A 23,910-nucleotide genomic window follows, 5' to 3' on the forward strand; every position below is an offset into this window, starting at 1 on the left:
GCGCTGTCTGCCTGATTGTTTTTAGCCAAGAGGAACTTGCCCATGCATATCATCAATGCCCGCCTGCGCAACCGTGAAGGCCTGCACGATCTGCACCTGGAACACGGCCGGATCGCCAGCATCACCGCGCAAACGGCGGCGCCCATTTTATCGCCCGGCGACTTGGATGCCGCCGGTAACCTGGTGACCCCCCCATTCGTCGAACCGCACATTCATCTGGACGCAACCCTTACCGCCGGTGAGCCGCGCTGGAACATGAGCGGTACCTTGTTCGAAGGTATCGAGTGCTGGGGCGAACGCAAAGCCACCATCACTCATGAAGACACCAAGGCCCGCGCCACAAAAACCATCGAGGCCCTCGCGGCCCATGGCATTCAGCATGTGCGCACGCACGTCGATGTCACCGACCCCGACCTCACCGCGTTGAAAGCCATGCTGGAGGTGCGCGAAGCAACCACGCACCTGATTGATCTGCAGATCGTCGCGTTTCCCCAGGAAGGCATCGAGTCGTTCCGCAATGGCCGGGCCTTGATGGAGGAAGCCATTCGCCTGGGCGCCGATGTCATCGGTGGCATCCCCCACTTTGAATACACTCGCGACCAAGGCGTCAGTTCGGTGAAGTTCCTCATGGACCTGGCCGAACGCACCGGTTGCCTGGTGGACGTACACTGCGACGAAACCGACGACCCGCATTCACGCTTCCTCGAAGTACTCGCCGAAGAAGCCCGCAGCCGCGACATGGGCGCCCGTGTCACCGCCAGCCACACCACGGCCATGGGCTCCTACGACAACGCTTACTGCGCCAAACTGTTTCGCCTGCTGGGACACTCCGGTATCAGCTTTGTGTCGTGCCCGACCGAAAGTATCCACCTGCAGGGCCGCTTCGACAGCTTTCCGAAACGGCGCGGCGTCACGCGCGTCAACGAATTGCTCGAAGCCGGTATGAACGTCTGTTTTGGCCAGGACTCCATCGTCGACCCCTGGTACCCATTGGGTAATGGCAACATCCTGCGTGTACTCGAAGCCGGTTTGCACATCTGCCATATGCTCGGTTACCGCAACCTGCAATCGGCCCTCGACCTGGTGACCGACAACAGCGCCAAGGCCATGGCCCTCGGGGACCGCTACGGGCTGGAGCCCGGTCGACCAGCGAATCTGTTGATCCTCTCGGCCAACAGTGACTATGAGGTGATCCGCAGTCAGGGCCTGCCGTTGTACTCGATCCGCAACGGTAAAGTGCTGATGAAGCGGCAACCGGCACAGGTGGAGTTTGCGCACACGCCAGGCTAGACGATCGAGTCGATGTCCAGTATTTGCGCCCTCACCCGATCATTGAGCGTCGGTGGCGGAATACTGGCGAGCTGGGTCACTTCCTGGTTTTCCCGATGGGTGAACCAGCGCTTGAGACTGGGTTGCAGGTTAGCGCCATACGCCTGGCTGCCGTAGACATCACGCGCCTCAAGGCGGCGCCAGCGCAGGGTTGCCAGGCGCTCGCGGCTGGTATGCAAACGGTCGATCTCGGCATTCAAGGCATCGTTGCGTTCATAGTCGCGATCATTGGCCGGGCGCCGTCGGGCAAGCTCGCGTCGCTTGGCGCGCAGTTGCTCACGCATGTCTTCGAAGGCGCGATCCAACAGCTCGAACTCCCTCTGCGTAACCAGAGGGCCCTGGCTATCCAGTGTCTGCTGCCAGCGCCGCAAGGTGGCCCATGCCGCCGGGATGTAGCTGGCGGTCATGAAGTGCTGATGCGCCTGGAACAGCTGCTTGAGCAGGTTGTCGCGCTGCGGCATGTCGCCATGCAATTGCAACGCACGATTGCAGCCTGCTTCCTGGAGCGACTCACAACCTGGCTTCCATAGCACCGAGGAATGCCTGCCGCCTGGGAGTTCGATCGGCATGAAGTGTTGCTGTTCGCCGTGATGCCGGTAAGGGTTGCCCCCCACCCGCACCAGCCCGGCAGCGAAGAGCAGGCCCCCATGGGCAGGCGCGCTGAACAAGGTTATGGCGCCCGGAATCCAGAGTTTGGCGGTGGTATTCATCCAGGTAGCCGGAACACTGGGAACGGGGTCGTTGTGGTTGACGATACGGTGGTGGACCAAGGCTGAAGCGCCGTCGACGAACTCGCTGTCGGCCGCTCGGGGGGCGCCGTAGGTGTAGAGGAGGATGTTGTAGCTGGGATTAGGTACACGACGCAGCCCCTCGGCCAACAACAAGGCAATCGCGCCGCCCAGGCTGTGTCCGCAAATGACTATTCGTTGGCCTTCATAAAACTGGCTGAGGTAGCGCAGCACGAAGTTTCGCATGGCCCGGTAAGCCTCATAAAAACCCAGATGCACCTTGCCGCCCCCTTCGGCGAAGGCCACCTGATGGGCGTTCGCGTCGCGCAGGGCATCGGCGGCGCTGACGGTACCGCGCACAGAGATCAGGACGACTTCATCGTGATGGCAGATAAACGCCTGAGTGTCGGTACCAAATTTTTCATCGTCGAAAAAGTGCAGGTTCGAGGGATGCTCCTGCTCCTCTTCGCGAGCCGGATGATTTTGCGGATACAACTCGGGATCGAAGGGCAGGATCTCGAAACGCCGGGAGTAAGGAACATCTTCATAGACGGGAAAAAAGCGTTGCGTTTGCTCGAGATCCACTCGCCAGGCTTCGTGGTACCCCGATAACGTTTCGGCAAACAGATTGCCAACGGTAGGGTTGAACGGGAACGTCACTTTGTCGATAGGTTTCTTCGGCGGTTGCTGACCAAAATCGCAGTAGCTCAAGGCGGACATCAGCGCCAATTGGTACAAGTTCAAGGCACAGAAATGATCTGCGGTGGAAAGCATCGGCCGTAGCGCACGTAAGGGCCGTACTTCCAACACACTGAACTGATTGGGAAACAAGACCACTCCCGAGGACAGAGGCGGGCCGAATCCAAGGTCGTTCACCATTTTCAACGCATGCCGATGAGGGCTGAACATCGCAGGAGCGATCGACGGCAAGTGCGCGACATGGTTGACCAGATCGCTGACTTCAACATGATAAAACCGGTCTGCCCGCTGCATGGCGGGATTCCCCTGAATACGCTGCCCCTTTGCATCAGAAAACCGTGTTTGTTCGGCGCGGACTTGAATCTCGGTAATCGGCAGCTTGTACGTCAGGCGCGCACTCAATCGGTAATACGGCTCTTGTGCCCCGGCATACGGGTCATCGAACTTGAGAACGACAGGACCGCGGTAAACCCCCTGTATATTTGCGAACCCCTCTCCATTCAATTTACCGTTGTACTCGCACCCCATACTGTCGTGAACCGTATAGGCAAGCCCGCCGTACGCCGTCCCACTCCCCGTTTCATCCACCAGGCAAAAGCTCACCCAGTGCCCTTTCATTGCACATGCCGGCATCTTGCCGCTGAAAAAAGCCTGCTTCCATGCATCCTGTTTCATCAATTCGCTCCTTGTTGATGGCATGTCGGGTAGACGTCACAGATACGCCCATCCGGCATCTTTACAGGCTTGAACTCCGAGTCATTGCCGGTGCAGTACGCGGCCATATCCTCAAAGCTTTTACCTCGGCAGCGCTTCCACCCGCCCGGTACGGCTATCCATCTGTGATCAAAAGCAGGTAACTCTTCATCAAGAACCTTCAATACCATTCTTAACTTTTTCCCTCGCAACTGGTCTCGTTGGGCAACGCCGCCAGCCTGCATCTTTTGCGGCTGACCGGCTGCATCCAACGAATGGCATTGCAGAATCTTGATGATCGCGTGCATAGGTCCTATCGTGCGGAAATACCAGCGGCATTGCCCTTTCAACTCCTGAACACCGTCCTCGGGCATTCCAGGCAGATCACCCGCCAAACGGTCTCGAATACCAATCCCGGCAAGATCCCCTCCCACATCCCAATCCTGCTTTCCCCATTTTGCATAAACATCAAATTGCACGCTGCTTATTACCGAAGGACACCCCTCAATGGTTTCGCTGAGTGGCAATTCATAGCTCACCCGATTGGCCACGGGATTGAACTCGGTAAAAAACACCTTGCGCTCGGGCCTTTTGCCTCGGCGCATCGGCAGGGAACAGGCTGCGCCGGTGGCGGGACGATAATTGGCAGCCGTCTTGAGTTCAAAATCCGCCGGCAGATCCACCTCCAGCGTAAAGCTGTCCGCGCTTTTCCCCGCGCACCCCGATAACGCCACCACCCCCAGCACAATCACCACGTTTTTCATCCAGCTAGACATGCTCCGCCCCTTCCCTTCGCCACTGCTCCACCAACCGTTCGTAATGTTCCGCCGGGGCCTCGCCTTGCATCGGCTGCCACCGGATCACACTGCTTCGTGTGGCCTCCTCCAGCCGTCGCACCACCAGGAATTCCAGCTGTTGCGGGCCGCACCATTGCCAGGCATGGGCCTGCTCCAACACTTGGCTCAGCCAGATCCTCGGGTCTTGAAACTCCACCAGCGTCACCAGGTCCTCACTGTGCTCCGCCAGCAGGTAGCGCAGAATATTGGCGTGCAGGATGGCCGCAGCCTGGGGGTTGGGGACCTGCGACCAGGGTGTGGGATCCGGTACCGGGTATTCACCCGGTGCCGGGTTGTCGCAGCAGCACCATCGGTCGTCATGCCAGTAGCACACGCTGGCCAGTGGCCCCAGGTACACCGGCCACTGTTCGGCAGGCAGGTAGGCCAAGGCGCGCGCCAGGCTGCGGTTGTCTTGAAACCGGTAGAGGGCCTGGCGCCCCGGTGCGCCGACCAGCATCCGCTCGCGCCAATGCCGGGTCACGCCGGTCAGATCGTCGTTGAGCAAGCTGCCCAGCCACCCGCAGTTCGTTTCGGGCTGTTGCAGCAAGCGGGTCAAAGCCGGTTCTCCCACCTGCTCCAGCAACAGGATCACCGGGCCGGTATGCGCCAATTCCGCTAACACTGTCTGGCTATAGAGGGTGCAATATCGCGAGGTGTCGCGAGCCGCCGACAGTGCCTGACATGCTTCTGCGTCCCCATCGATAATCAAGCACAAATGGCGTCCCGCCTGTTGCTGTCGGGCCATCCATGGATAAGGCATGCCTTGCATCACGCTGCCCTCCCGCCGAGATCGCACAGGCCTTCACCACAGCGCTCGCAGACGGGGCAATAGTCCGCGCCCAGTTGCCGGGCCATGTCCATGAGGGTGCCTTGAACGGCAGACAGGCTCGGCCGATCATCCGAAGGTAAAGTGCCGGCCACCGCCGCCCCTGCGACAGTGATGGGCCGGCTGCTGAAAATGCCGCCCGCTTGAATCACGAGGTGTTCACCCCCGGCCTTGAAACTCAACTGCGTCCCCCCGTCGATCACCAGGCTGGCACCCGCCGTCAGGTGAACCTGTTGCCCGGCTCCGATCACCAGGGTCTGACCGACCTGCATGTAACTGTCGCCTTGTACCTCCAGGCGGCTGTCATGCCCCACTTGCTGCTCCAGGTCACGCTGGGCGCGCAGATAGACAAGTTCTGCACCCTGGCGGTCTTCGAGGTGCAATTCGTTGCCGCCCGTGCCTCCCTGGGTGCTGCGGCTGCGCAAGACGCTGCGTGTCTTGTGCTGCGGCAAGGGGTAGGACGGCAGGAGCGAAGCATTGGGCAGGCAACCATTGATCAACGGCCGGTCCGGGTCGCCCTCCAAAAAGCTCACCAGCACCTCCATACCGACTCTGGGAATCATCGTTGTGCCGAACCCGTCACCAGCCCAACCGGACGCCACGCGCACCCAGCAACTGCTTGTGTCATCCGTCGGGTCCCGACGGTCCCAATGAAAACGTACCTTCACTCGGCCATAGGCATCGCAATGCACATCCTCCCCGGCCGGCCCGGTGACAGTGGCCGTCTGACTGCCATTGATGGTTGGCTTGGGGTGTTTCAGCGGTGGCCTGTGCACCGCACGCCAAGGTGTCGCGGTGAAACGGTTGCGATAACCCTGGAAGGTATTCGCCTCACCCGCCGCCTCCTCCAGCACCTGTGGCTGGTAGCCTTCATGACGCGCTGAGGTGATCAACCACAGGTCGTTACAGGCGGGATCGGGATGTTCCTGCAGTTCGAGAAAATGGCCGCTGCGCAGCAGCGGTTGGTCGCTCGTGCCCGAGGCCCGACAGCGATCGGCCAGATGACGCTCAAGACCGCGACAGGCCAACTGCCTGCCGCGTACAGGACCGGAAAAACCCCCAGGGTAGTTGTAGTCTTCAAGAGGAGACGGTGTCGCAGAGCCGGCCACACCTTGCAACAGCAAGGACGGATGTTCGAAATCGTGATCACGGCACACCGTTTTTCGGCTGCGGGTTTCCAGGCGCACATCGAAACGCTGGATACCCGCCGCTTCCGCCAGCGGATCGTTGGCCGAGTGATATCGCTGCACGGGCAAGCGCTGGAACACCGTCTGGTCATCACCAAACACCAGCAGATGATTGTTCGCGCTGTGGCGGAAGTGGTAGTGAATCCCCTCCTCTTCGCACAACCGCTGGATGAAGTGCAGGTCGGTCTCCGCGTACTGCACACAAAAAACGCGCGGCGGATAAACCACGGGGCCCAGTTCGAACACGTACGCATCGGCCAGGATGCCGTGTTGCTCAAGCACGGCCGCGATGATCTGCGGCACGCTGCGCTGCTGGAAAACCCGCTGATCACGGCGGTGGGCGAGACTCGCCAGGCGCGGCGCCAGCGTCAGATGATAACGGGTGAGCCGGACACCGGGGTCGCCACGCCCTACCGCGTAGACTTGACCGTGCAGACCTTGATCCACTTCCCCCAGATGCAGGTACGCCGGTTGGTGGATCAGTGCTTCCAGATCCACACAGGGGTTTTCGCTGACCAACTGCATATGAATGAAATACGGTTGGTCAATAAACTCGCAGCCGTTGAAGGCAAGCACCTGAAAGTCGGAAGTCACTTCCGGAATAATCAATTTGAAACGTGACGAAACAAACGCGTCAACCATCCGTTGTTACCCGTCGCTGATAAACCCACTCGCTGATTTAAAGCTCTCCCCGGAAAGTACTGATTGCCAGCCGAGAAAAAGCGCCTGAACGCCTTGAAGCTTAGCGATTTCAGGGAAAATTCGGCTCTTCAAAAATAAAAAAGAAGTTTCGTACGTCAGAAATGGAAATGACTTTTACAAAACAATTAATACAACCAATAAGCACGCTTTATAAAACAAGAAAGTTCTTACATCTAAACTTACCAATACAACTAATCAATTACGAAACAGCAGACAACACTCCAAGCTATCTACTGTTACTCCCTGCTTACCGCTGCCGGTGTGCGGCCCCGAACAGACTGACGCTCACCAGTGTTTGCGCCTCTGCGTGCAAACGGACAGGCGCTGTGCCACCCGGCATCACCACGGCCACTTCAGCGGCGTCAATCCAACCTGCGCGCCACGCTGCGCAGGCCACCGCGCTGGCGCTGGTCCCCGAAGACGCCGTTGGCCCCTCGCCCCGCTCGAACACCCGTGCGATTACCCGGTTGCCCGAGGCTCGCGCAGCCCATTGCAGGTTGACGCCAGCCACGCAGGGTTGGCCCTTGCCGACGGGCGGCGCGAAGGCTATCGCTTGCAAGCGCTCAAACAGTACGGGTTGGTGCATCGCGGGGTTTTCCGGCAAAGCCGAGACCTGCTCGACCAAGGTCACGCAATGGGGGTTGCCCACTCGCACAAACTGGCTGCATGCCCATTGCGGGTCGATGGTGGCCAAGGCCGCTACGCGACTGAACTCACGGTGCCGCACCGAGACGGCTTGAATGTCGTTGGCGCCGACCGCCGCAGGTCCGAACGCAGGCTGCCCCAGGGCCAGCCAAAAGCCCTCGACCTGTTCGTAGATCGCCGGCTCGACAGCAGTGGTCACGGGGGACGCGGCATCCGATTGATCGTGATGCACCCGCAGTTCACACGCTTGAGCCATCAGGCCCTGATCGGTCAGCGCCTGGGCAAAAATGGTCAACCCATTGCCACTGCGCTCTGCCAGTGTGCCGTCAGTGTTGACGATCAACAGGTCAAACGGTGGCGCAGCCTGAAACGGTCCGACCAGCAAACCATCACAGCGATGCGCCTTGGTACCCGCCGGACGCGGCGTCGTCCCCCAGCCACATTCAGACGCGATGGCCGACGCGGCCCATGCCAGCCGGGTGTTCGCCGCCAACTCGGCGCTGCCTGGCACGTCGATGCCCTGGCTGCGCAAGTCAGCCGGGCTGACCACCCCATAGATATTGCCGCGTGCGTCGTAGAACTGGGTCATGAGGCGAGCTGCCTGGAAGTTTTCATCGGTTCGTCCATACGGTTACCTACTGATTGGGCGGCAGCGTATTACAGAACACCCCAGGTGTGGGAAGTGGCCTGGAAGGTGGTAACCCGCGGCAAGAAGCCTGGGGTTCATCAGTCCTCACAGGGATTACACACCTTCCAGACCACCTCCTACACACTGGATAGCCTGTATGTGGTCGCCGTCGTCCAAGGCGTTCCATCGTTGTAAAAATATCCCATGGGCTAATGCGAACGAGCCCGGCTCGCTCGACCGGGCTTGATGTGCAAGGATGTGTCGCCGGACATCGTTCATTGAACGCAAAACCAAGGATTTCTTCATGACTGCCATCCCCACCCCAGCGCCCGTGGTTCCCGGGCGGCTGGAGCAAATGTCGACCCGTATCGCTTTTTTCATTGCCGGCTTCGGCATCGCCGCCTGGGCGCCACTGGTGCCGTACGCCAAGGAACGTGCGCAACTCAATGAAGGCACGCTTGGCCTGCTGTTGTTGTGCCTGGGGGTGGGTTCGATTCTCGCCATGCCGGTGGCGGGCGTACTGGCGTCACGCTTTGGCTGCCGTCGGGTGCTCAGCGCCGGCACGCTCATGATCTGCCTGGCCCTGCCGATACTGGCCACGGTCAGTTCGATTCCGTTGCTGATGGCCGGGCTGTTTCTGTTTGGCGCAGGCTTGGGCACCGTGGACTCAACCGTCAACCTTCAAGCGGTCATCGTAGAGCGCGCCAGCGGCAAAACCATGATGTCGGGCTTCCATGGCTTGTTCAGCCTGGGCGGTATCGTTGGCGCAGCGGGGGTTTCCGGCCTGCTGGGGTTGGGCTTGTCGCCGCTGCAGGCAACCCTGGTGGTGATCGTCATCATGGGGCTGGCCTTGCTCAAGGCCGGGCCGCATTTGCTGCCTTATGGCAGTGAAAGCTCGGGGCCGGCGTTTGCCGTTCCCCATGGGGTGGTGCTGTTCATTGGCGGTTTGTGCTTTATCGTTTTTCTCGCCGAAGGCGCCGTACTCGACTGGAGCGCCGTGTTTCTCAGTGCCGAGCGCGGCCTGGACGAAGCCTACGCGGGCCTTGGCTATGCGGCATTTGCCCTGACAATGACGGCCGGACGCTTGACCGGCGACGCGATCGTGCGTCGTCTGGGGCCCACCCGGGTGATCGTGATCGGTGGCTCGCTGGCTGCCGCCGGCGTGTTCCTCGCAACACTGTCCCCGGCGTGGGAAATGGCCCTGTTGGGTTATGCACTGGTGGGCGCCGGCTGCTCGAATATCGTCCCGGTGCTCTATACCGCCGTCGGCAAGCAAAACGTCATGCCCGAACACATTGCCGTGCCCGCGATTACCACGCTGGGTTACGCGGGGATTTTGGCAGGGCCCGCCGTGATCGGCTTCATTGCCCATGGCAGCAGCCTGGCGACCGCCTTTCTGTTGATCGGTGGGTTGCTGGCGGCGGTGGCGGTCAGCGGCAAAATACTGCGGGTGTAACGCGAAAACCGGCAGGAATGGGGGGACGTTGAAGGCGCTGATCAGCGCCCTTCAGTTGCCCTTCTCCTTCCTGTCATTTTCCAGCCACCGATCGATGCTGTAGTTCTTCAGCCATCCCTCAGTGTTGTGGCTACCAAAAAAACGCGTGCCGTTGGCCTTGCTGCTCTCCAGCGACGCCAGCAAGCCCGAGCGCTCAACCAGATTCCTGGCCAGGTACACCTGTTGCTCGCTGTATCTTTTTTTGGGAAACCCGGTGGCCGCATCCCGCACAACGTCACCCTTTTTATCGGTTTCGTCAGGGTCCTGGCTCATCTCGATCAGCTTGTCGGTCTTCACATATCGGTGTTTCTCAAAAAAGAAACTGTAGTCCTCGGCTGTGTCGCGCAGCTCATCGAACATTGCCCTGAATGCCCTGACGACCTCTGCGTCGGTCTTGGAATGAAAGGGGTCTGCGCTATGCCTGTCCGGGTGGGTGTTACCGACCCTTGAATCGGCTGCCTTGGAAAGGCTGTCTGTGGTGATAAAACCGCCATTGGCGACAATCGCCTCGTTCAGCCTGGGGCGGTTGAGTATCTCTCGGGCCAACAGGATGATGCGCTCGGCTACTGCGCTCTGGTTCGGCTCTTCACCCGCAATCTGCTGCAATGCACGTTGGCTCAGCTTTCCGTCCTTCTTGAACGTGTCCAACATGGAAAATTCGTTTTTCAGGGCCGTTGCCAACATATGATCGTCGCAGCTGGCGTAGGGGTTTGCAGCAGGGGTCATACGCCCAAAGGCAGATGGGCCGTCAACCTGCGGATCGGCCCCGTTCATGCCGCCGATGAAAAAATGATTGGAGGACAGACCTGGCGCAGAAGATTTTCCCAGCGACGGGGCACCCGCGCCCGTAGCGGGCGCACTCCATGAAAAAGGCAGCCGGCGGCCTGGATTGTTGATCCCGTCAGTCATGCTTCATACCCACCCTATTTAGATTCCGTAACCTGAGCCCGAGTGCTTGACCGTCTCAAACGCCTTGAGAGCCAACGCTGCATAAGCCTGGGTTGTGTGGTTGCCGAAAAATAATGGTTCCGGAAAATCGCCGCTCCCGGTGAGGAATATCCCTGGTAAAACTTGAGCATTTGTAACCGCCCAAGCCGTCCAGGCTGACTCTCGATAACGTCTGCGCATCAAAAACAACTAGCGCTCATGGCGTAACAATTTGCTCCAGAACATCGCGAAGATTGACCCCGCGGGACGGGATACCGGCTCATCTGCAAACGGCCTGGCCCCTCTGTCGAAGTCTTCGGCGGTGGGCGCCTTGAAGCTGCTCTTTGGTGAGGAACTGAGATTGACCGCAAGCGCTTTCAAGTTCTTTTGAGCGGTGGCCTTCTGGGCTGACGCGGGCAGTGTCGAAACACTGTGCTGGGAATGGCGAGGTTCAAGTGATGTCGAGTTCATGTGCCAGGGCCTGACTCAATAGATGAGGACATCCACCGATGACCAACCACCGTTGGATGTACTCTTCGTGGTAAATCTGGGTGAAGGGTTACTGTGTAATTGAACGGTGTGTCCTGCACAGGTCTAGTCAAGCAACTTCAGCAACTTCTTCAACTCCCTGCGGGAGATCGCACCGTCACGCTGTGACTGGAAAAGGTTATCCATCGCCGCCTTGAGTTCAGGACGCACACTCAGTTCCTTAGCCAAATGGATGAGTTTGTCCTGGGATGGCTTGCCCGTCAGCGGTTGCTTCGCCAAACGATCAAGCTCGCTGAGCTTGATCGAACGGGAAAAATAGCCGGTCGCCAACTTATCGAAATGACCGAGCAATTCCTGGACAAGTTGCTTGTCACTGTGAAGCTTCAAGGGATTACTGGAACTGATGAAGCTATTAATATCAGCTTTAGTCAAATGACCATTCACAATGCCAGTCTTGCCATTTCGATCAAGGGCCTCCAACAGGCCAGGATGGCTCAGCAAGTCTCGCGCCAGGCGAATATTCGCGTCTTTGACCGGATCCCCCGTCAACGCCTGCTTGGCCATTTCCCGCACGCCGTTGGCCGTTACGCGCTGCAACGGCGGCATTTTGAACGCGCTGTAATTATCCAACAGCTGTTGCGCCAGGGCCGAGGGTTGAGCCGGATTGGGACGCGGCGGTGGCCCCGGGTTTGGTTGTACGCCCACAGGCAGCGGGCGCTGAGGTGGACCGGGCTCTGGTTGCGGTCGCTGGGGCGGGCATGAAGAGTGGCAATGACCAGGGAAAGGTCGTTGCACAGGCGTATCGAATACCGGCCCGTGATGCTTGCCCGCTTGCGCGTAGTTCATGCCACCTGGACGGCGCGCACTGGATGGCGTGCGGGAACCGGCAGTTTCGTGCTCAGCCTGAGCGGGTGAACGAGCGACTGTCTGATTGAATGCGGATATCGACATAAGGTTCTCCAGTGCTGTGTATTGGGCGTCTTGCCTCACTGCAATCGTCAATCGCAAGCAGGCCAATCTTGTGTGGCATGCGTACAGATATCGGTTCCTCACAGCGTTGAAGAATTCCAGGCAGCGGTAGGAAGAACCTCTCAGGAGATAAGGAGCAAAACGCAAATCGCCGCCGTCCCAGTGCGGGGCGGCGGCGATTTTCCACTCAATGCAGCTCTAGAACCCGACGCTGGCCTGTACGAAGAAGGTTCGAGGTTCGCCCAGGTACAACCCGGCATTGTTGTCGCTGGAGCGCGTGTAGTGCTGCTGGTCGAAGACGTTTTTCACGCCGACGCCAAGCTTGAGGTTGGACAATTGCTCACCAAAGTCATACCCGCTGCGCAGGTTGACCGAGACATACCCCGGGATATCGCCGTATTGGCCATCGGCCGTGCCCTGGGTGATGTAAGTGGTGCCAGTACCGGGTGCACGTTGGCCGGACTGCGCGTAGACATCCAGGTTATGGGTCCAGTGATTGATGTCGTAGCGCAGGCCCAGGGTAGCCACTTCACGGGAGTACAGCGGCAAATCACGCCCCTTGAAGGGCACGTCGCCTTCGGAGGTGGCCTTGGTGTAAGTGAAGCCGGCATTGGCGGTCAGGCCGTCCAGGCGCGAGTCGAGGTTGGACAGATCGTAGTGGGCCGAGGCTTCGATGCCGGTGTGCTTGGTGGCGCCGAGGTTGGTCCAGCCTACGTCATTGCTGACGTACTGCAACTCATCCGAGAAGTCGATGTAGAACAACGTCACTTCGCCGCCCCACACGCTGTCGTTGTAGCGCGTGCCGACCTCGTAGGTCTTGGCTTTTTCCGGGTTCAGGCCGTTGGCGGTCTGGTTGCCGGTGCCACCCTGGCCCAGTTGAAAGTACTGCAGGCTGCCAAAAGAGGTTTCGTAGTTGGCGAACAGTTTCCAGGCATCGGAAAGGTGGTACATCACGCTCAGGGCCGGCAACGGTTCGTTGTTATGCACCTCGCGGCGTTTTTCCTCGGTACGCTTGCCGTTGAGGGCGACAACCGGACGGTCGTGCCATTCGGTGCGGATGTCTTCGAAGCGGATGCCCGGAGTGATGGTCCACTTGCCGATATCGATTTTGTTATCGATATAAAACGCATTGGCTTCGGTGCCGCCCGTGCGGTCCTGATAGACATGGCCATCACTTTGACCGCCTGGCGTGGGCACATTGTTGACCAGGTTGAGACTGGTCGCCTGCTCGTGCATGCCTTCCTTGAGGTAGCGATAACCCAGGCTGACTTCCTGGGTGCTCGGGCCTACGTCGAAAACATGCGAAACCCGGGGTTCGATGCCGAAAGTGTAGTAAGTGCGCGGATAGGAGCCGAGTGTCTTCAGGTCGCGGTTGGCGATGTTGCTGCCACGGAAACTGTCGGAGTAGTAGGTCAACACTTCCGCCTGGGTACGGTCATCGATCTGACGGATGTATTTGAAGGAAACATCCTTGCGGCGCCCGCTGAAATTGTCCCAGTCACGTACCGATTGATAGGGGTTGGCGTCGAACTGCTTTTGGGTCAGGCCGCCGGGCATATCGGCGCTGGCGTCGTAATAATGGAAGTTCAGCGAGAAGTCGTCTTGGTCGGTCGGCGCCCAGTGGGTCTTGAAGATCACGTCGTCGATATCGTTGGAGTTGTTACTGCTGCGATAGCCGTTGCCTTTGACGCCGGAGTACAACAATGCTGCGCCGATGCCGTTGTCTGCGGTGCCGCCGACGAAGGCATTCTCGATGTGTTTCCAGCCACCATGTGCCGAGGTTTCCAGGGTGGTGCCGACATCACCGGAGAACTTCTCGGGGATGGCGCGGGTTACGAAGTTGATCACACCACCGACGTTCTGCGGCCCATAACGCACGGAGCCGGCGCCGCGCACCACGTCGATGCTATCGAGGTTACCCGAGGAAATCGGGGCCATCGACAACTGTGGCTGACCGTATGGGGCGAAAGCCGCCGGTACGCCATCGATCAGTACGGTGGAGCGTGGCGACAGGCGCGATGTGAGTCCGCGCACGCCAACGTTGAGGGAAATATCGCTACCGCCCGTGCCGTTGGCTTCCTGCACCTGCACGCCGGGAATGCGGCGCAGCACGTCACCGACGTTCATGGCGCCCTGCTCCACCATGGCTTCGCGACGCACGACCGTGCGCGCGCCTGGATGGTTCTGCACCACTTCGGCATTGGCATCACCCAGCCAGTCGCCGACCACCTTGATATCAGTAATACCCAGTTCAACCGGTGAACCGGCTTCCCCCGTGCCGCTGCTCACTGGGCGCAAGGTCACGGAACCGGCGTCGATCTGGTAATCCAGGCCGCTGCCTTGCAGCAATTGGCGCAGGGCCTGTTCCGGTGAAAGGTTGCCGTCAACGGCGGGTGCTTGCTTGCCCGCGACCATGTCAGGGCTGAAGAACACTTGCAGGGAAGTCTGCTGGCCCAGTTGACTCAGCGCCGCGCCCAGCGATTGGGCGCGGATGTGGATACCATCGCCAGCGTAGGCTGCCGGCAACGCGGCGCTGACCGCCAGTGCCAGGGCGAGAGGCGCCCAGCAGGAAATTTTATTGTTGTTCACGGCAAGTTTTTTCACGTCGAACCTAGTCCTGTGATCGCAAGAGTGCGCATCCGTTAATGCAAACCAGTTGCAGTTGCAGGAGAAGACGAAGAACTCGAAAAAAACCTGAATGTCAGCGTGAAATAATTTCCTGGCTGCCGTCCGGCAAAGCGCGCACCGCCACCGGCAATATGTGCGGCAAGGCTTTGAGCAAGGCATCGGTATCGCTGGACTTGAACACGCTGGTCAAGCGCAGGTTACCCACCGCAGTCGAGCTGACCCGCAACGGCCGCTCGCGGTAACGCGATACCTCGCGCGCCACATCGCCCAATGTGGCGTTGTTGAACACCAGCTTCCCGCTGCGCCAGGCCGTCAGTTCATCGGCATTCACAGCGTAGGCAGTGGCGACTTGCCCTTGGGCATCGACATGAGTGGCGCGGCCCGCCGTCAGCGTCACGAGTTGATCCGACGCACGCCCTGTGACGTTGACCGTACCGGCCTCGACCACCACGCGGGTTTGGTCATCATCTCGGCGCACATCGAAACGCGTACCGGTGACTGTCACCTGCCCTGCCCCGGCTGCCACCACAAACGGACGGCTGGTGTCATGCTCCACGCTGAACATCGCTTCGCCCTGCTTCAACTCCACTGCGCGGCGGCCCTTTTCATAATGCACCGCAACCACGCTGCGGCTGTTCAGGTCCATTATCGAACCATCGGGCAAGGCGACCTGGCGATGCTCGCCTACACGCGTGCTGAACTCGGCGCTGTAAGGCTTTGGATGATCGAGCCCGCTGAACAGGCCCAACCCCAAGGCGACCGCCACCACACTCGCGGCCACCGCATAACGCCAGGCAGCGTGCCCTTTGGGCCGCGCCACCGGGGCGTCGCACAGCGCCTGCAAACGCGCCTTGGGTAACAGGTCCGCAGCGCTCCACACCCCTTGCAACACATCGAATTCGTATTGGTGCTCGGGCCGCTGTGCTCGCCATGCATCGAAACGTTGACGCTCTTCGTGGCTCAGCCCGGCGTCCTGCAAGCGTACAAACCATTGCGCGGCCTCGTCGCGAGCACGGCTATCCATCGTTGAAGGTCCTGTTTCAAAACGAGTCATGGGGCCAACGCATCCAGGCGATCACGCAGATGCCGCAGGGTGCGGATCATATACTTTTCCACCATGTTTTTAGACAAATCCAGGCGATCGGCGATTTCCTGCTGGGTCAGGCCTTCGATTTTCTGCCAGATGAAAATCTTGCGACAGTTGAGCGGCAGCTCGGCCAAGGCCCGCTCGACGGACTCCGCCAGCTGGATGGCATGCATGTAATGCTCCGGATCGCCCTGATGAGGCGAAGGCTGGTCAAAGGCATCCAGGACCATAGCCTCCCGGCGGTCTTCCCGGCGATACGCGTCCACCGCGATATTGCGCGCCGTTTGATGCAGATAGGCACGCGGCTGCTCAACCTCGGCGGAACTTGACTCGAGCACGCGCACAAAGGTGTCGTGGGCCAGGTCTTCGGCATGCTGACGGTTTCTCAGGCGACGTGTCCAAGTGCCGACCAATTCTTCGTAGTGCTCGAAAAAGCCTGTTCTGCGGGGCGGCTGGGGAATCATCGCGTGAGCACTGGGAAGACGGGGGTGTAAATAGTAATGTTTCCCATTAAACAGGGCAAATGGCTTGCTTCGGCCAGTGGTGGCTTTCAGAAAAAACGACAAAAATGGCATGTTCGTCCTTTTCTGTAATCTCTTGGGTCTAATTTTTCGAAAGAAACCGCACATTCAATAGGTCCACTATGCACATCCCCGTCACCATCATCGGCGCAGGCCTGGGCGGTCTCACTTTGGCCCGTGTCCTGCACATCCACGGCATTCCCGCCACCGTCTATGAAGCTGAGCCATCGGCAAACGCTCGCGCGCAAGGCGGGATGCTCGACATCCACGACTACAACGGCCAACTGGCCTTGCAGGCTGCGGGTTTGGCTGACGATTTCCGCGCCCTGATCCTGGAGGGGCACGAGGCGACTCGCGTACTTGATTACACAGGCACAATTCTGTTCGACCAACCCGACGACGGCAGCGGCGGTCGCCCAGAGGTCATGCGCGGCGAGCTGCGCAAGATGCTTCTCCACTCACTTGCGGCCGGTACCGTGCGTTGGGGCCACAAGGTCAATAGCGTGCGTCCCCTCGGCGAAGGCCGGCATGAGGTGACATTCGCCGACGGCTCTCACATTGTCACCAACCTGCTGATAGGTGCGGACGGTGCCTGGTCAAAGGTCAGGCCGCTGCTCAGCAAGGCTATCCCCGAGTACATGGGCCGCTCGCTCATTGAAACCTACCTCTATGACTGCGACGCCCGGCATCCCGCCACAGCCAACGCGGTCGGTGCCGGTGCGCTGTTCGCACTTCAACCAGGAAAAGGGATCCAGGCACACCGCGAGCCTGACGCCACGCTTCACACCTACATAATGCTCACCAAACCGCAAAGCTGGTTTGCCGCCATCGACTTCACCGACCGAGCAGGCGCGGCCGCGCGGATCGCACAGGAGTTTGCAGGCTGGTGCCCTGCCCTCACTGCACTGATCACAGAAAGCGATACCGAATGGGTATGGCGCCCGCTTTTTAGTCTGCCGGTTGAGCACCGTTGGAATCGAGTGCCTGGAGTCACACTGATTGGCGATGCCGCACACCTTGCGGCCCCGAATGGCGAAGGCGCCAACCTGGCCTTATACGACGGGGCCGAACTCGGCAAAGCTATTGCTTCACACCCTGATGACGTCGAAACAGCCCTGCATGAATACGAACAGGCCATGTTCCAGCGCAGCGCACGAGTGGCGGCTGAAAGCAATGAACTGCACGAGTTGATCTTTGGTAACGAAACACCGCATAGCCTGGTCAGCCTGTTTGAGTCACCCCGGGCTTCGTAGACGCTGCGAGCGCTTTCTTCTCCTGGAAGCTGAACTTGTACGTCGCAGAGCCTGTCCTCAAAAAGGACTCTCTTCGAACGTGGGTGCGCAATGCAGATTTCCTTGCAGCAACAAGTGGCGCTGGTCACCGGCGCCAGTTCCGGCATCGGCGCCGGTGCGGCCAAGGCGCTGGCCGAGGCCGGCGCGGCGGTGGTGCTCAACTACAACTCCCAGGCCGCGCCCGCTGAGGCCCTGGCGGCGCAGATCAACGCCAGCGGCGGCCGAGCGATTGCCATCGCTGGCGACGTGTCCAAGGAGGCCGACGTCGAACACCTGTTCGCCCAGACCCTGGACGCCTTCGGCCACCTCGACATTCTGGTGGCGAACTCCGGCCTGCAAAAAGACGCCAACCTGGTGGACATGAGCCTCGACGACTGGAACACCGTGATCGGCGTCAACCTCACCGGCCAGTTCCTGTGCGCGCGTGCGGCCGTGCGGATTTTCAATCGCCAGGGCGTGCGTGAGGGCGTGTCGCGAGCCGCCGGTAAAATCATCCACATGAGCTCGGTGCATCAGGTCATTCCGTGGGCCGGCCATGTGAATTACGCAGCGTCCAAGGGCGGCGTGGAGATGCTGATGCGCACCCTCGCCCAGGAAGTCAGTGAGCAACGCATCCGCATCAATGGAATCGCGCCGGGGGCGATTCGTACGGCGATCAATCGTGCGGCCACCGAAGGCGCGGCCGAGAAAGAATTGCTCAAGCTGATTCCCTACGGTCGGGTCGGCGACGTGGAAGATGTAGCCAACGCGGTGGTCTGGCTGGCCAGTGATACGTCGGACTATGTGGTCGGCAGCACCCTGTTCATCGATGGCGGCATGAGCCTTTATCCGGAGTTCCGTGGCAATGGTTGATTTCCAGAACGAACCTCAAAGTGCGATCGATGCCCACGGCATCATTGGCGATATGCGCAGCGCCGCCTTGGTCAACGACCAGGGCAGCATCGATTTTTTCTGCTGGCCGGAGTTCGACAGCCCGTCGATCTTCTGCGCGCTGCTGGGTACGCCTGAAGCGGGTGTTTTCCAACTCACCCCCGACTTGCCCAACGCCCGCCGCGAACAGATCTACCTGCCCGACACCAACGTGCTGCAAACCCGTTGGCTGAGCGACGAAGCCGTGGTGGAGATCACCGACCTGTTGACCGTCAGTGAAGACGTCGACGACTTGCCGCTGCTGATTCGCCGGGTGCGGGTGGTCAGCGGCACGGCGACGATTCACCTGCGCTGCGCCGTGCGCCATGACTATGCCCGGGCGCCGACACGCGCCCGCGCCGAAGCGGGCGGCGTGCTGTTCGCTGCCGACGGCCAGCCCGACCTGCGCCTGGTCGGCAGCCACCCGTTGACTCTCGAAGAGAATTCGGCGGTCGCCCGCTTCAGCCTCAGTCAGGAACAAGGCGCCGAATTCGTGCTGGGCGGCGCAGACGATCCACGCGTGACCAATGGCTGTACCGACCTGTACCTGGAACGCACCTTGAAGTTCTGGCGCGGCTGGATTGCCCAATCCAACTACCGCGGGCGCTGGCGCGAAATGGTCAATCGCTCGGCCCTGGCGTTGAAACTGCTGACCTCGCGCAAACACGGCGCAATCATCGCCGCCGCCACCTTCGGCCTGCCGGAAACCCCAGGAGGCGAACGTAACTGGGACTATCGCTACACCTGGATCCGGGATGCCTCGTTCACCGTCTACGCCTTTATGCGCCTGGGCTTCGTCGAGGAGGCCAACGCCTACATGCGCTGGCTCAAGGGCCGCGTCAGTGATTGCTGCAGCCAACCGACCAAAATCAATATCCTCTATGGCATTGACGGGCGCCAGGAGTTGCCCGAGGTCGAACTGGACCACCTCAGCGGCCATGGCGGCGCCAGGCCGGTGCGAGTCGGCAACGAAGCGTTCGATCAGATCCAGCTGGATATCTACGGCGAGCTGATGGATGCGGTGTATCTGGTCAACAAATACGGTGAAGCCATTTCCCACGAAGGTTGGAAACACACGGTGGAAGTCGTCGATCAGGTCTGTGAGATCTGGAACCAGAAGGATGTCGGCATCTGGGAGATGCGCGGAGAGCAACATCACTTTCTGCATTCACGGCTGATGTGCTGGGTCGCCCTGGACCGCGCGATCCGCCTGGCCTCCAAACGCTCGCTGCCCGCTCCCTTCGCACGCTGGGACCAGACCCGCCAGGCGATCTACGCCGACATCTGGAGCAACTTCTGGAACGAAGAACGCGGGCATTTTGTGCAGCACATCGGCAGCACGGCGCTGGACGGTTCGATGCTGTTGATGCCGCTGGTGCGCTTTGTCGCCGCCACCGACCCACGTTGGTTGTCGACCCTGGAAGCGATCCAGAAAAGCCTGGTCCGCGATGGCATGGTATACCGCTATCGCAACGACGACAGCCAGATCGACGGCCTGCAAGGGACCGAAGGCGCGTTTGTGGCGTGCTCGTTCTGGTATGTCGAATGTTTGGCTCGCGCAGGGCAAGTGGAAAAGGCCCACCTGGAGTTCGAACAATTGCTGCGCTACGCCAACCCGTTGGGCTTGTATGCCGAGGAGTTCGACGGCCAGGCCCGGCATTTGGGTAACACGCCGCAGGCATTGAGCCATTTGGCGCTGATCAGTGCGGCGACGTTTCTGGATCGCAAGCTCAGCGGGGTGAAAACCGTCTGGCAGCCCTGACGTTTCGTCTAGAGTCTGAAAACCTTCGGCCCACTCATCGGAGCCCCCCATGACCTCGACCGCTGCGCTGTTCTATGTCCGTACGTCCATGCTCGATGTGGCCTATGAAGCCCAGGGCCCGCTTGATGGCGAGCCCGTGATCCTGCTGCATGGCTTCCCCTATGATCCTCGCGGCTACGATGAAATTGCGCCGGTACTGGCCGAGCGCGGCTATCGGGTGCTGGTGCCCTACCTGCGCGGTTATGGTCCGACGCGGTTTATCCACGATCAGGTTATGCGCTCCGGGCAGCAGGCGGCGCTGGCCAAGGATCTGCTGGACTTCATGGATGCATTGTCTATCCCGCGAGCGTCATTGGCCGGTTACGACTGGGGCGGGCGGGCGGCGTGTATTGTCGCGGCGCTGTGGCCCGAACGCGTGCGCGGGCTGGTGACGGGGGATGGCTACAACATCCAGGATATCGCCCGCTCGCTTACGCCGCGAGCACCGCAGACGGAGCATCGGTTGTGGTACCAGTACTATTTTCACACCCCGCGTGGCGTGGAGGGGCTGACGGCCAATCGCCGCGAGCTGTGCGAACTGCTGTGGCGGCTGTGGTCACCGACCTGGGCCGAGGGTCCGGGCCTCTACGGCCAGACCGCGCCATCGTTTGATAACCCGGACTTTGTCGAGGTGGTGATTCATTCCTACCGCCACCGTTTCATGTACGCACCCGGCGATCCGGCGCTGGAAACCATCGAGCAGGCGCTGGCGCTGCAACCGCCGATTTCGGTGCCGAGTATTTCGCTGTGCGGTGCCGATGATGGTGTGGGGCCTCCTGCGGTGGACGATGACGATGTGGCGCACTTCAGCGGTTTTTACCGGCGTGAAGTCTTGCCCGGCGTGGGCCACAACATCCCACAGGAAGCGCCGCAGGCGACCCTGGCGGCGTTACTGGAATTGCTCGCTTACGACACCGGTGAAAAGCGCTCACGGTAAGCCTGGGGCGTCACCGCCAGCGCCCGTAAAAAGCTGCGACGCAGGGTTTCTTCACTACCGAACCCGCATTGCACGGCGATGCGTTTGATCGGCAACGTGCTGTCGGCCAACTGCCGGCGAGCGGCTTCCACACGGATCAGTTCGACCGCTCGCGCCGGGGTCTGGCCGGTTTCAGCACGGTAGTGGCGGACAAAACTGCGTTCACTCATGCACGCCCTGGCGGCGAGGGTTGAGAGGTTGAGGTCCAGGTTCAGGTTATCCGCGATCCAGGCGTGCAACTCGGCAAAACGACTATCGCCTCTTTGCAGGGACAGTGCCACGCTGAACTGCGATTGCCCACCCGGACGCTTGAGGAAAACCACCAGATGCCGCGCGACCTCCATGGCAACGGCGCGCCCCAGGTCCTCCTCCACCAGCGCCAGGCACAGGTCGATACCGGCGGTCACACCGGCAGAGGTCCATACCGAGCCCTGCTGGATGAAAATCGGATTGGACTCCACCGTCAGCGCAGGAAACTTGCGCGCCAGTTCTTCGCAGCGGGTCCAGTGGGTGGCCACGCGGCGGCCGTCGAGCACGCCACTGGCGGCCAGCAGGAAAGCCCCGGTACACACCGAGGCCATGCGTCGGGTGTGTCGGGCTTTTTCGCGTACCCAGTCGACCAGCACCGGATCCTCGGCGGCCCCGTAAACGCCCCAGCCACCGGCGATCACCAGGGTATCGACGGGCGTATCGGCCGGTGGCAGCGGTTCGGCCACCAGCGCCAGGCCGGCGGAGGTCACGACCGGCGCGGCCTGGGCAGCGATCACCGACACCGCGTAGGGCAACGGTAGCCCGCGCTGCCGGGCAAGATCGTTGGTCGAGGCGAACACCTGCAACGGCCCGGTGACATCGAGCACCTGTGCATTTTCGAAAGCGAGGACGTGGATGATTCTGGGCATGATTGGCGTGATCTGTGGGCTCAATGGCGTATGCGCCAAAGCCTAGGCCTCTAGAGTGAAGCCGTCCACCCCTCTTCTGGAGCTTTATCCATGACTTTGCAGATCGGCTTTCTGTTGTTCCCCGGCGTCCAGCAACTGGACCTGACCGGCCCCTACGACGTGTTGGGCGCACTGCCGGATGTGCAACTGCACCTTGTGTGGAAAGACCTGGCGCCGGTCACCTCCAGCACCGGCATGGTCTTCACACCGACCATGAGCTATGCCGATTGTCCGCGCCTGGATGTGATTTGCGTGCCCGGTGGCACCGGCGTGGGCGCATTGATGGAAGACCCACAGACCCTGGATTTTCTCAAGGAGCAGGCCCACACGGCGCGCTATGTGACATCGGTGTGCACCGGCTCCCTGGTGCTCGGTGCGGCGGGTCTGCTGCGCGGTCGCAAGGCCACCACCCATTGGGCCTATCACCACCTGCTTGCGCCGTTGGGGGCAATCCCGGTGCAGGCACGTGTAGTGCGTGACGGCAACGTGTTCACCGGAGGCGGCATCACCGCCGGGATCGACTTTGCCTTGACCCTGGCTGCGGAGTTGTACGGCGAGGACGTCGCCCAGTTGGTCCAGCTGCAGATTGAATACGCGCCGGCGCCGCCGTTCGACGCCGGCAGCCCGGACACCGCGCCCGAGGCAGTGCTGGAGGAAGCCCGAAAACGCACGGCCGAGCCGCGTCGGGTGCGGGGTGAAATTGTCGCCCGGGCAGCCGCACGGTTGCGCTGACAGCGGTGCTCAGGCCGGACGTGACATTAACGCCAAGCGCGCAGCCAATAGCATCAGCACCGTCGCCAGGCCCCATTGCTGGAGCCTGGCGCTCTGGCCGGCTCCAGCAAACAAGCGGCTGAGCGCACCGCCAAACACCCCCAGCAATCCATGAAACACGCCGGCAATCACGGTCAGAACACACCCCAGCACCAACAGTTGTATCGCAATGGAGCCGGCCTCGGGCCTGACGAACTGGGGCAGGAACACCATGAAAAACAGCAGCGCCTTCGGATTGAGCAAACTGTTGAGCATGGCCTGCAGGAACACCTGGCCCAAGCGCACATGACGAACCTGGGCCAAGTCCAGGCTGGCCTTTTTTTGCAACGTCTTGTACGCCAGCCACAACAGATAGATCACCCCGGCATAGCGAATCAAATCAAACGCAGGCGGCCAACTGGCGACCAGTGCGGTCAAGCCGGTGGCGGTCAAAACCGTCAGGAGTAAATCCGCGACGCAGATCCCCAGGCTCGAAGCCACGCCACCGCGCCAGCCATAACTCACCCCGTGACTGATCACAAAAGCCATGTTCGGCCCCGGAGACAACAGCAACAGTAAGACCGCGCCTGAAAAAACCGCCAGGGTTGCCAAATCGATCATGCTCACGCCGTCCAGTCAGGAAAGATCACAGACTAAGTGGCTGATCTTGCGCCTACAAAAAATTGTGCTGGATACATTCTTCCCAGCCAGTCATGCCCGCAGAATACGCAACGCGCTCCGCCCCCCAATTCCCCCCTGCCCCCTTTTCCTACCTCTAGTTAGAAAAAGGTTTCCGATTTGTACAGGAAAACTCCCACATTTGTTTCTACACTCCAAATCACACCCGACATCAGA

19 protein-coding genes are annotated in these 23,910 nt (G+C 60.4%); 7 read left to right on the plus strand and 12 right to left on the minus strand.

The window, feature by feature from the left end:
• Positions 1-42 precede the first annotated feature (42 nt).
• Positions 43-1,290, plus strand: coding sequence for a cytosine deaminase (gene codA / locus ACQRBV_RS25725; protein WP_161550181.1), 1,248 nt, complete (start codon positions 43-45; stop codon positions 1,288-1,290).
• Here the strand turns inward: codA and ACQRBV_RS25730 are convergent.
• The 5 genes from ACQRBV_RS25730 to ACQRBV_RS25750 form a co-directional block, all read right to left on the minus strand.
• Complete coding sequence (locus tag ACQRBV_RS25730) at positions 1,287-3,431, minus strand: lipase family protein (protein WP_411984718.1); 2,145 nt, start codon at positions 3,429-3,431, stop codon at positions 1,287-1,289. The genes codA and ACQRBV_RS25730 overlap by 4 nt on opposite strands.
• The gene (locus ACQRBV_RS25735) at positions 3,431-4,225 is read right to left on the minus strand and encodes a hypothetical protein (protein WP_244698150.1); all 795 of its coding nucleotides are present in this window, start codon (positions 4,223-4,225) and stop codon (positions 3,431-3,433) included. The genes ACQRBV_RS25730 and ACQRBV_RS25735 overlap by 1 nt, the downstream gene beginning before the upstream one ends.
• Entirely contained in the window at positions 4,218-5,054 is an 837-nt protein-coding gene (locus ACQRBV_RS25740; protein ID WP_411984719.1) for a DUF4123 domain-containing protein, read from the minus strand. The genes ACQRBV_RS25735 and ACQRBV_RS25740 overlap by 8 nt, the downstream gene beginning before the upstream one ends.
• Positions 5,054-6,940: a type VI secretion system tip protein TssI/VgrG gene (gene tssI, locus ACQRBV_RS25745; RefSeq protein ID WP_411984720.1), complete on the minus strand. Its 1,887-nt coding sequence runs from the start codon at positions 6,938-6,940 to the stop codon at positions 5,054-5,056. Before tssI ends, ACQRBV_RS25740 begins: the two co-directional genes overlap by 1 nt.
• Before the next feature lie 307 nt (positions 6,941-7,247).
• Positions 7,248-8,234: a diaminopimelate epimerase gene (locus ACQRBV_RS25750; RefSeq protein WP_411984721.1), complete on the minus strand. Its 987-nt coding sequence runs from the start codon at positions 8,232-8,234 to the stop codon at positions 7,248-7,250.
• A gap of 343 nt (positions 8,235-8,577) precedes the next feature.
• Here ACQRBV_RS25750 and ACQRBV_RS25755 point away from each other — a divergent pair, with 343 nt between their 5' ends.
• A complete protein-coding gene (locus ACQRBV_RS25755; protein WP_411984722.1) occupies positions 8,578-9,729 on the plus strand; it encodes an MFS transporter in 1,152 nt (383 codons plus the stop codon).
• Between the two features lie 51 nt (positions 9,730-9,780).
• Here ACQRBV_RS25755 and ACQRBV_RS25760 read toward each other — a convergent pair whose 3' ends face one another.
• From ACQRBV_RS25760 to ACQRBV_RS25780, 5 genes are all read right to left on the minus strand, one after another.
• Positions 9,781-10,677 carry a hypothetical protein gene (locus ACQRBV_RS25760; RefSeq protein WP_411984723.1) on the minus strand — a complete coding sequence of 299 codons (897 nt, stop codon included), beginning with the start codon at positions 10,675-10,677 and terminating at the stop codon, positions 9,781-9,783.
• A 612-nt stretch (positions 10,678-11,289) separates the two neighbouring features.
• Entirely contained in the window at positions 11,290-12,135 is an 846-nt protein-coding gene (locus ACQRBV_RS25765; protein ID WP_240202622.1) for a hypothetical protein, read from the minus strand.
• 216 nt (positions 12,136-12,351) lie between these two features.
• On the minus strand, positions 12,352-14,757 hold the full coding sequence (locus ACQRBV_RS25770; RefSeq protein ID WP_205345568.1) for a TonB-dependent siderophore receptor: 2,406 nt from the start codon (positions 14,755-14,757) through the stop codon (positions 12,352-12,354).
• A 97-nt stretch (positions 14,758-14,854) separates the two neighbouring features.
• Positions 14,855-15,805: a FecR family protein gene (locus ACQRBV_RS25775; RefSeq protein WP_411984724.1), complete on the minus strand. Its 951-nt coding sequence runs from the start codon at positions 15,803-15,805 to the stop codon at positions 14,855-14,857.
• A 26-nt stretch (positions 15,806-15,831) separates the two neighbouring features.
• Positions 15,832-16,332, minus strand: coding sequence for a sigma-70 family RNA polymerase sigma factor (locus ACQRBV_RS25780; protein ID WP_411984742.1), 501 nt, complete (start codon positions 16,330-16,332; stop codon positions 15,832-15,834).
• A gap of 179 nt (positions 16,333-16,511) precedes the next feature.
• On the opposite strand from ACQRBV_RS25780, the gene ACQRBV_RS25785 reads away from it, so the two are divergent.
• The 4 genes from ACQRBV_RS25785 to ACQRBV_RS25800 all read left to right on the plus strand — a co-directional run bounded on the left by ACQRBV_RS25785 (position 16,512) and on the right by ACQRBV_RS25800 (position 21,328).
• Entirely contained in the window at positions 16,512-17,642 is a 1,131-nt protein-coding gene (locus ACQRBV_RS25785; RefSeq protein ID WP_411984725.1) for an FAD-dependent oxidoreductase, read from the plus strand.
• Positions 17,643-17,732: 90 nt separating this feature from the next.
• A complete protein-coding gene (locus tag ACQRBV_RS25790; RefSeq protein ID WP_411984726.1) occupies positions 17,733-18,533 on the plus strand; it encodes a glucose 1-dehydrogenase in 801 nt (266 codons plus the stop codon).
• A complete protein-coding gene (locus ACQRBV_RS25795; protein ID WP_411984727.1) occupies positions 18,526-20,352 on the plus strand; it encodes a glycoside hydrolase family 15 protein in 1,827 nt (608 codons plus the stop codon). Before ACQRBV_RS25790 ends, ACQRBV_RS25795 begins: the two co-directional genes overlap by 8 nt.
• Before the next feature lie 49 nt (positions 20,353-20,401).
• On the plus strand, positions 20,402-21,328 hold the full coding sequence (locus ACQRBV_RS25800) for an alpha/beta fold hydrolase (protein WP_411984728.1): 927 nt from the start codon (positions 20,402-20,404) through the stop codon (positions 21,326-21,328).
• Here the strand turns inward: ACQRBV_RS25800 and ACQRBV_RS25805 are convergent.
• Positions 21,298-22,266, minus strand: a complete 969-nt coding sequence (locus ACQRBV_RS25805; RefSeq protein WP_411984729.1) for a GlxA family transcriptional regulator — start codon at positions 22,264-22,266, stop codon at positions 21,298-21,300. The two genes, ACQRBV_RS25800 and ACQRBV_RS25805, sit on opposite strands and share 31 nt — an antisense overlap.
• Positions 22,267-22,356: 90 nt before the next feature.
• Between ACQRBV_RS25805 and inhA the strand changes: the two genes are divergently transcribed.
• Positions 22,357-23,037 carry an isonitrile hydratase gene (inhA, locus tag ACQRBV_RS25810; RefSeq protein WP_411984730.1) on the plus strand — a complete coding sequence of 227 codons (681 nt, stop codon included), beginning with the start codon at positions 22,357-22,359 and terminating at the stop codon, positions 23,035-23,037.
• Positions 23,038-23,046: 9 nt separating this feature from the next.
• Here the strand turns inward: inhA and ACQRBV_RS25815 are convergent, their stop codons facing one another.
• Positions 23,047-23,676 carry a LysE family translocator gene (locus tag ACQRBV_RS25815; protein ID WP_090372173.1) on the minus strand — a complete coding sequence of 210 codons (630 nt, stop codon included), beginning with the start codon at positions 23,674-23,676 and terminating at the stop codon, positions 23,047-23,049.
• Positions 23,677-23,910 lie beyond the last annotated feature (234 nt).

This window comes from Pseudomonas sp. R11F (assembly GCF_050312575.1).
Lineage (GTDB): Bacteria > Pseudomonadota > Gammaproteobacteria > Pseudomonadales > Pseudomonadaceae > Aquipseudomonas > Aquipseudomonas palleroniana.

Bases quoted from the DNA above. Each gene is read 5' to 3' on its own strand.
- codA (WP_161550181.1), top strand. From the start codon at position 43: ATGCATATCATCAATGCCCGCCTGCGCAACCGTGAAGGCCTGCACGAT.
- ACQRBV_RS25730 (WP_411984718.1), bottom strand. From the start codon at position 3,431: ATGAAACAGGATGCATGGAAGCAGGCTTTTTTCAGCGGCAAGATGCCG.
- ACQRBV_RS25735 (WP_244698150.1), bottom strand. From the start codon at position 4,225: ATGTCTAGCTGGATGAAAAACGTGGTGATTGTGCTGGGGGTGGTGGCG.
- ACQRBV_RS25740 (WP_411984719.1), bottom strand. From the start codon at position 5,054: ATGCAAGGCATGCCTTATCCATGGATGGCCCGACAGCAACAGGCGGGA.
- tssI (WP_411984720.1), bottom strand. From the start codon at position 6,940: ATGGTTGACGCGTTTGTTTCGTCACGTTTCAAATTGATTATTCCGGAA.
- ACQRBV_RS25750 (WP_411984721.1), bottom strand. From the start codon at position 8,234: ATGACCCAGTTCTACGACGCACGCGGCAATATCTATGGGGTGGTCAGC.
- ACQRBV_RS25755 (WP_411984722.1), top strand. From the start codon at position 8,578: ATGACTGCCATCCCCACCCCAGCGCCCGTGGTTCCCGGGCGGCTGGAG.
- ACQRBV_RS25760 (WP_411984723.1), bottom strand. From the start codon at position 10,677: ATGACTGACGGGATCAACAATCCAGGCCGCCGGCTGCCTTTTTCATGG.
- ACQRBV_RS25765 (WP_240202622.1), bottom strand. From the start codon at position 12,135: ATGTCGATATCCGCATTCAATCAGACAGTCGCTCGTTCACCCGCTCAG.
- ACQRBV_RS25775 (WP_411984724.1), bottom strand. From the start codon at position 15,805: ATGGATAGCCGTGCTCGCGACGAGGCCGCGCAATGGTTTGTACGCTTG.
- ACQRBV_RS25780 (WP_411984742.1), bottom strand. From the start codon at position 16,332: ATGATTCCCCAGCCGCCCCGCAGAACAGGCTTTTTCGAGCACTACGAA.
- ACQRBV_RS25785 (WP_411984725.1), top strand. From the start codon at position 16,512: ATGCACATCCCCGTCACCATCATCGGCGCAGGCCTGGGCGGTCTCACT.
- ACQRBV_RS25790 (WP_411984726.1), top strand. From the start codon at position 17,733: ATGCAGATTTCCTTGCAGCAACAAGTGGCGCTGGTCACCGGCGCCAGT.
- ACQRBV_RS25795 (WP_411984727.1), top strand. From the start codon at position 18,526: ATGGTTGATTTCCAGAACGAACCTCAAAGTGCGATCGATGCCCACGGC.
- ACQRBV_RS25800 (WP_411984728.1), top strand. From the start codon at position 20,402: ATGACCTCGACCGCTGCGCTGTTCTATGTCCGTACGTCCATGCTCGAT.
- ACQRBV_RS25805 (WP_411984729.1), bottom strand. From the start codon at position 22,266: ATGCCCAGAATCATCCACGTCCTCGCTTTCGAAAATGCACAGGTGCTC.
- inhA (WP_411984730.1), top strand. From the start codon at position 22,357: ATGACTTTGCAGATCGGCTTTCTGTTGTTCCCCGGCGTCCAGCAACTG.
- ACQRBV_RS25815 (WP_090372173.1), bottom strand. From the start codon at position 23,676: ATGATCGATTTGGCAACCCTGGCGGTTTTTTCAGGCGCGGTCTTACTG.